Origin of the sequence: Bradyrhizobium elkanii WSM2783, assembly GCF_000472865.1 — a bacterium.
Lineage (GTDB): Bacteria > Pseudomonadota > Alphaproteobacteria > Rhizobiales > Xanthobacteraceae > Bradyrhizobium > Bradyrhizobium elkanii_A.
On the sequence record NZ_AXAP01000028.1, the window covers coordinates 97,873 to 104,668 of the forward strand.

At 56.8% G+C, this 6,796-nt stretch carries 9 protein-coding genes and 2 pseudogenes; 7 read left to right on the plus strand and 4 right to left on the minus strand.

Annotated features, from left to right (window positions below; translation table 11 throughout):
* Positions 1 to 150 precede the first annotated feature (150 nt).
* The 4 genes from YY7_RS52525 (at position 151) to YY7_RS60570 (ending at position 3,031) form a co-directional block, all read left to right on the plus strand.
* Entirely contained in the window at positions 151 to 1,089 is a 939-nt protein-coding gene (locus tag YY7_RS52525) for a hypothetical protein (RefSeq protein WP_080663810.1), read from the plus strand.
* Positions 1,090 to 1,865: 776 nt separating this feature from the next.
* Positions 1,866 to 2,108 carry a hypothetical protein gene (locus YY7_RS52530; protein WP_035690649.1) on the plus strand — a complete coding sequence of 81 codons (243 nt, stop codon included), beginning with the start codon at positions 1,866 to 1,868 and terminating at the stop codon, positions 2,106 to 2,108.
* A gap of 296 nt (positions 2,109 to 2,404) precedes the next feature.
* Positions 2,405 to 2,569, plus strand: coding sequence for a hypothetical protein (locus YY7_RS60565; RefSeq protein WP_155255291.1), 165 nt, complete (start codon positions 2,405 to 2,407; stop codon positions 2,567 to 2,569).
* 210 nt (positions 2,570 to 2,779) lie between these two features.
* Entirely contained in the window at positions 2,780 to 3,031 is a 252-nt protein-coding gene (locus tag YY7_RS60570; RefSeq protein WP_155255292.1) for a hypothetical protein, read from the plus strand.
* A gap of 35 nt (positions 3,032 to 3,066) precedes the next feature.
* Here the strand turns inward: YY7_RS60570 and YY7_RS0123645 are convergent, their stop codons facing one another.
* Together YY7_RS0123645 and YY7_RS64780 are read right to left on the minus strand one after the other, a co-directional pair.
* Positions 3,067 to 3,375, minus strand: a complete 309-nt coding sequence (locus YY7_RS0123645) for a hypothetical protein (protein ID WP_028165411.1) — start codon at positions 3,373 to 3,375, stop codon at positions 3,067 to 3,069.
* A gap of 26 nt (positions 3,376 to 3,401) precedes the next feature.
* Positions 3,402 to 3,596, minus strand: coding sequence for a PilZ domain-containing protein (locus tag YY7_RS64780; RefSeq protein WP_349642671.1), 195 nt, complete (start codon positions 3,594 to 3,596; stop codon positions 3,402 to 3,404).
* Positions 3,597 to 3,853: 257 nt separating this feature from the next.
* Between YY7_RS64780 and YY7_RS64450 the strand changes: the two genes are divergently transcribed.
* The gene (locus tag YY7_RS64450) at positions 3,854 to 3,988 is read left to right on the plus strand and encodes a hypothetical protein (protein ID WP_283807017.1); all 135 of its coding nucleotides are present in this window, start codon (positions 3,854 to 3,856) and stop codon (positions 3,986 to 3,988) included.
* 54 nt (positions 3,989 to 4,042) lie between these two features.
* On the opposite strand, the gene YY7_RS60575 is transcribed toward YY7_RS64450, so the two are convergent.
* The gene (locus YY7_RS60575; RefSeq protein ID WP_155255293.1) at positions 4,043 to 4,285 is read right to left on the minus strand and encodes a hypothetical protein; all 243 of its coding nucleotides are present in this window, start codon (positions 4,283 to 4,285) and stop codon (positions 4,043 to 4,045) included.
* Between the two features lie 157 nt (positions 4,286 to 4,442).
* Between YY7_RS60575 and YY7_RS65115 the strand changes: the two genes are divergently transcribed.
* Positions 4,443 to 4,616, plus strand: coding sequence for a DUF6894 family protein (locus YY7_RS65115; RefSeq protein WP_433994521.1), 174 nt, complete (start codon positions 4,443 to 4,445; stop codon positions 4,614 to 4,616).
* Positions 4,617 to 4,972: 356 nt separating this feature from the next.
* Here the strand turns inward: YY7_RS65115 and YY7_RS63350 are convergent.
* Positions 4,973 to 5,153, minus strand: a pseudogene (locus YY7_RS63350) (PRC-barrel domain containing protein).
* A gap of 1,465 nt (positions 5,154 to 6,618) precedes the next feature.
* Between YY7_RS63350 and YY7_RS60585 the strand changes: the two are divergent.
* Positions 6,619 to 6,796 (plus strand): annotated as a pseudogene (locus YY7_RS60585) (IS110 family transposase); the annotation flags it as partial.

The following is a 6,796-nucleotide window of genomic DNA, read 5'->3' on the forward strand; positions in this document are numbered from 1 at the left end:
CATTTCCGATGGGTGGGTTCGACAGGACCGAAGGAAACGAATTGCGCCGCGTCGATGGCAATCGATTCAATAACCGATGGTCATTAGACATCGAGTTTCGCGTTCCTATTTTCGTCTCGTCTGCAAAGGAATTCGGAAAATTAGATTATAGTGAAATACACAACGAGATTATTTGCCCAATTTCTTGCGGTTACCTTCGTGGGAGGAATTGGGCTTGCGGTCGATACCACGGGTATATCTCTTATCCTGTTTCCCGAGGTGGCCGCTTTAGCGTATGATGTATTCACGCGCCCCCGCGGAAAATGGGCAAGCCAACCAATCAGACTGATTGCTACCCCTACGATCACCGCGATCCTGGGGGTGATGATTACTCGCCACTGGGAATACAGCGCCCTCGCGGTAACTGTTGTTGCCCTCCTGAGCCTATTTGTTATTAAACTGCTCCGATCGAACATCGGAGCTGCGATCTCTGCCGGTGTGCTTCCAATGGCCCTCGGCGTGATGAGTTGGGGTTACCCTGCCGCCATTCTCGCGGGACTCGCCGTACTCGCCATTGCGTTGACGTTCTGGAAGCGCCTTGATCCCGATAGTTACCTATCTGAGGGGGGCAAAGAGAGCCGGATTATTGAGACCGCCGAAACTCCGCCGAGAGATCGGTTCTGGATCTTCGCACTGACGGCATTCGTCTTCGCGCTGGGAGCGGTGGCGCAAACAACGGGATTGCGCTTCCTGTTATTCCCTCCGCTGATCGTCGTAGCCTATGAATTATTTGGTCACCCGGACCTTCCTGGCTGGATGTCACGGCCGGTATTGTTTCCTCTCGTATGTTTCCTGACCGCATCCGTCGGCTTACTCTTGAGCACGGGCTTTCACACAGAATTTTTGGGCGTGACGGCTACCATGCTTTGCTCGATTGCTATTTTACGGATGTTTAAAGTCCATATGCCGCCTGCCCTCGCCGTTGGTTTGATACCGTTCGTCATCGACCATCCCACCTTTTGGTATCCGATCTCGGTGTTCTTGGGCGCCGCCGCACTAATCGCGGCCACCGGAACATACAGCTTTATTACTAGTAAATATTTCCGCTAACGCTTCATGCTGAACCATCAGATCGCCGGTCAGTGTCTCACGTTGTTCTCGTGAGGCTGCAATCTTATTACGCTCAGAAGGCTTACTCATTCGCGTTGCCCCTTGAGTCGGCTGCACCGGACCCGAGGCCACCAAATCGGACGGCGGCGGGAGTGGCGTTGCCGGGCTTGCCGTGGCCGCTGGTCGATCGCCTGTAACGAAAATGACGCCCATCGCTTTTCTTCATCATTTTCCGATTCTGGTTGCCCTGCCGACATGAAAAAGCTGTAGCGCGCCTTAGACGGTTATAACGTAAACGTAGTGCGCATCTTCATCGCTCCCGGCAAGCCAGCCGCCGATGTTTGAGCTGGGTCTTTAGCCATCACACGCAACGACGGAACTGAGCAATCGTAGCCCACAGTGACCCCGCGCAATCCTTGCTGTGCTCGCGCGACATCTACGAAGTTCTCAGAGCTCACCGAGCGAAGTTCGCGACGTCGTTTGTGCAAGCACGACGGCATTGATTGCCGATTCAGCGACTGAACGTGGCTTACAAGTCTGTGCAGAAAAAAACGTAGGCGTCGACTGCCATGCGGCTCGTGGCATTCCTCGCTACGGCATCACGCTGCGCGGCGGCAATAACGATCGTCTATCGAGACTATGACGAGAGTTGATTTCCCTCGCCGGCGCTGCAAGGTCATTCTCGTCATGTGGTGGATAGATATCTTTAACACGAATGGGAGCTACGATGAAGATTCAAGTCCGCAGCCTCGCGATTGCGCCGGTGGGGAGTGCCCATGATCAGTTACGCTAAAGACACCTATCCGCTCTTCACGGACAAGGATGTCCGGGGCATGTCCAAGTTCTTCGACCTCCGCAGCTTTGGAGACGTCAAAGCGCGGTCCGAGCAGATCTCCAATCGAATTCGTGGAATTGGCGGCTCGGTCATACCGCCGCCGCCGCCGAACGGCGATGGTCCTTGGTCGCAAGAGAAGATCGATCTATTTGAAGCGTGGGTGAAAGAAGGATGCCAGCCGTGATTGAGCAACGCTGCTGCTAATTGCGCGTCGGTTAGCCAATCCCACTGCGAGATCATGATCACCGCTTCGTTGGGGTTTTCCCAGCGGGCAAGCCGGCCGTGGAAACAGCGCTGGTTGACCGTTTACGACCCTATGAGCGCAATTCGCGGCGGCATTCGCCGGAGCAAATCGAGCAAATCGCTGCGTCAATCCGAGTTGGATCATTCCGATCTCGGCGCCGATGACGGCGCGGTTCTCGCCGCTCACGGCCGGTTAGCGGCGGGGAAATTGCTCGAGTCGCCGAGGTACCGGTCATCGTGGCGCGCGGCTGGTCGGAACAGCAGAAGCGCGCCTATGTCATCGCCGACAATCGGCTCACCGACGCGACCGATTGGGATAACGAGATGGTGCGGCTTGATTTGACCGATCTGCTTGAGGGCGGCTTCGAGCTATCGCTGACTAGGATCACCGAGGACGAGTAGGCAAGATGAGGATAGTTTTCGCGTTAGCCGTTCTTGCAGTGTCGTCATCAGCATTTTCAAAACAATCGCCGCTAACGGGAGAGCCTTACTGACTGCATTTGCTGTGCAATAATTCTGGAGCGAAAATCTCGGGACTAACCAAGATTTGCTACTATAGCTGCGCAAATCCGAGCGTGCCATGACGGCGAGGACGTAGAAGGCCAGCCCGCGTTGGACCACACGCTGGAAGTTGAACCGAAACGCGCAATTCCGCCCAAAGGAGAATTCACAGTAGTTGAGCACGCGATTGCCACTCCACTCAAGACCGCCAAGGCATTCGGCCATCGATATCCCGGCGACGTTGCTCAGTCGCGCCAACAAAGTGATCGAATTGAGATGCTGCTTGCTGCGGTGCATAAGTCTCTTGTTGGCCCATCGCGTCATTTCGCTGCGCAGCGGTATTTGGTCGGTATCGGGGCATAGCGGACGTCGAGCAAGCTGCACCAATCAAACTCGATTTATGAGACGCGCCCTAGATATTCGGCGCAGATCGCGGCGAGCGCATTGCCTTGCGGCGATCGATTGGGATTGTCCGGGGCGCGCGGCTTGACCGCCCTGGCGATCGCGCGCTCGACGATTCCGATCTGATCCCCGTACAGAATGAATGTCATGTCGCGATAGGGCGACCGATCGCCGTCCGGCAATTCCGGCATCTGCTCAAGCTCGGAAACGCCGACCGAAAGCTTTGATAGCTCGTCCTCGGAGATGCCGGTCAGGGCGATATCAAAACCGACATCGACCAAATCGCTCAATTCGAGCCGCAGCATCTCGTCGTCCCAATCGCTTGCGTCGGTCAGGCGATTATCGGCGATGACATAGGCGCGAATGTCCTTGCGCTGGGAGGAAGATGGTTGGTCCCGTCCGCGAATTCTAAGGCGGCTCCGGTCGTGGAAATGTCGCGAACCGTACAGGGGTACTTATCGCCACCATAGTCAATGGCAGCCCGCTTGTTGACGCGGTACCGGGGAGCAATGCGAGTTTCGACCATAGTTGTGGCCCGGAATATTAGATCGCGCAAACAAATACTAGTATGGCGCGCTGGAGTTAATCGATCCGAAAAGATCGCCGGCCGAGTCTAATCCCGAGCGACGCGAGTATACTCCATTTAATATTTAATGAGTTGAATACCAATTCGTGCCAGCATTCCGGCGTTTCAGATAGGTCGCGCGTTGAGCGGCAGCAATTCCGAAATAGTTTTACCCGGACCGCCGGGTTGGGCGGTCTCCTCCTACAGGAGAGGCCCACATGCTCAAGGGCTTCGTACTTGCTGGCTTGGTGCTGCTTGGCGCAGCGCAGCTAGATCAGTATCTCACCCGTGGCCGATATACCGACGGCGCCTTGGCAATGCTGCGACAGATCAGGCACTCGTTTCGGGTTTGACGTTCGCCCGGGGGATTTTCATATGTCCCCGCTCAATCATCTTCTCGTGCGACGTTACCCTGATCCGAAACTACTCGTCAGACCGCTGTAGCCCGCTTCCATTTCTGCAACGATGTCTTGCAAGAGACGGATTGCGAGCGGATCAGTGACCTCGCGCTCCATGATGCGGTAGCGCATCACCCGCTCCTCAAGTTCCTTTTGCTCGTGCTCAGCCAACTCGCTCATGTAAACATGACGCCGGGCAAGACCGGTGGTTGCGGGAACTTGAAAACTCTCTGTCGAGATTTGTGGGCGCATTTGAGCCCCAATGTGGAAGTTATCTATCTCTGATTGTGATCCTTTGAACAGGAACAGCCGCGAGGCTTTGGATTGTTACGCCTATGCCCCGATACTACTTCGACGTTCGAAACGATGATGCCATTGCCCCGACGAGGAAGGGCTGGAACTGCTCAATATTGAAGCGGTCCAAGAAGAAGCCGCCCGAACCTTGGCTGACATGGCAAAGGACGCTGTAAACCAGAGCGCCAAGAATGCCTTAGCGCAGCGCATGGCGATCGAGGTCAGAGATCACGCTGGACCGGTTCTGCAAGTCAAGTTCACGCTTGATCTGGAGCGGCAAAAGCGCTGAGGCCGCGCCTGTGTTCCCCTTGTCAGTCCCGGAACGGGTCCAGTTCGGGGCATGCCTGTCGCCGTTCCGTGAGGCTCCTATAAGGGAAGCGGCCTCTACCTCGTGGAGAGGGCAGAGGGCCGCTCCTCTGTCACGGGCGTCCATACAGACGCACATTGGCAATAGCCACATCTCCCCAATCGTTCCAATCGAGCGTGCATGCGAGGCAGTGATGAACCCTCTCTCAGCGGGCGATGTGTTCCTGACCGTCGCCGTCATGTCGACGACGTTTCTGATCGAGGTCGGCTTCTTCATCCTGATCGGAATGTTCTGAAAGGAACGCGCGCTGTGGGCAGCGCGCGGCCGGATGCAAGCAACTAGTCCTCCGGGAACTTGATGGTTGAGACCGGCCATTTCCCCATTATGGCCTTTGATCGAAATCCGAAGCCCGTGCAGCTCATCCAGCCAAACGTTCTCGACCGCGCCGGCCTTTCCGTTGGTAAGGACGACGGCGATGCCGATTAATTCGGATTGTGCCTCACCGAACTCATTCAAAATTTTGACGCACGAAGCTTAGTCGATGGCACTGCTCGTCCCTGTTCCGCCGAGCCGTCTGTGCTGTCCCAACGCGGCTCAACGGCGCGGCTTGTCCCAACGCTCGGCCGCTGGAATGATCGATGGTGGCTGCTCTTCTAATGCGCGGAGCCGGTTGATTTGCGTTCTAACGCTCGCTGGCAACTCCGGCTCTGGTTTTAGCGACGCCCGCAATCTCTCGCCGATCTCTCGAACAATAGCGAGGCTGTGTTTGTGGTCTATGTCAATGCGGTTGCGCATAGCGAAACTCGCAACAGAAACGGCACCGCTGGCAATTCCGAAATGGAGACCGCCGCCTTTGGCTATCTGCGCGAGCGCTTGTTCTGAAACAGCGGGTCTTTGTGACCTTTGGCTATCCGCGACATGCGCCGTGTAGTTTTAACGGCGAGCGGCGGTCTCGTGGCTTCTAAAATCGCGGCGGGAGCTTTCGTTCCTAATCTCCGATCGCGACGCCTTTGGATGGAACGAGGAACCTATTCGAGTGCGGAACCGAAGCATTTGGCGAGCCTTCCTGGCGGGCAATCCACCCCATGCGAACTCTCCAAGGGCGAAACACCCGTGGCGACGCCGTGCTGGTGGACGCGAGAAGCAACAGCGCAACGCATGGGCGGATTTTGGTGCATCCCTCATGCAGATAAAATGCACCATGCGAACCACGGCGCGTGCGCAGCGGCTTGCGATCGTGGCAGGTATAGCGTTCGATGCTGAGCACGAGATGCCGTCGTCCGGAAGACTGGCAAGTGCGCGGCCGAATTGCGCGCGGCGTTGTGGCGGCATAAGCAAATCCATGATCGTGATGGATTTGAAGGGCCGAATAACCATATCGCCAATTTGGCGGATGCGGCATTGGGAACTGTAGGAACCAAAAAAACCTGTTCAACGTTGTAGACGGGCCAGATGGGTCTTGTCCGATGAACGAAGCGACATTCTTCATTATGGGCGTAGCGGGTTTGGGCATATGGGCCGCTATCGTCGCGGTGTCTGAGATCATCGCGGCACGGGAACGAGGGCGGCTACGGCAGTGAGCCCGTGATGAAGGCTGCACCGAGATAACCCATGTAAGCTTTCGCGCGCTTGCAGCGCGGCGGCGGGGGCGATCGTTGAGCGCTCGCGTGAAGCCGATGCGTGCAAAAACATTGTTGGTCCGCCATTCTCCGCAACAAGCCATCGCGGCCTGCCATTCCGCATCGGCGTCTTTTTCGGAATCCGGCTCGCATAGGCCGCAGCATCGTGCATGATCGGCGCGACCACCGCGTTCGGCGCAGTCGAACCCATAAACGAGATGCGGTCCGGGGATCGGTTTGGACCTGGTGCCCCGATTGCCTTTGAACTCGGGCTCGACATCGACCGCTAATGGAATGGTCCGGCCGTGCTCCGGCCCTGCCAGTGCGAGAAGCTGGCAAGGGGCGCTCAAGACAAGGAGCACACCATGTCTCAGAAGCTCAACGCAGCGATCGCCGTGATCGGCATCGATATCGGCAAGAACTCGTTCCACCNCGTGGGTCATGATCACCGCGGTGCCATCGTGCTGCGACAGAAGTGGTCACGCGGCCAGGTGGAAACGCGGCTCGCCAACCTGCCGCCGTGCTTGATCGGGATGGAGGCTT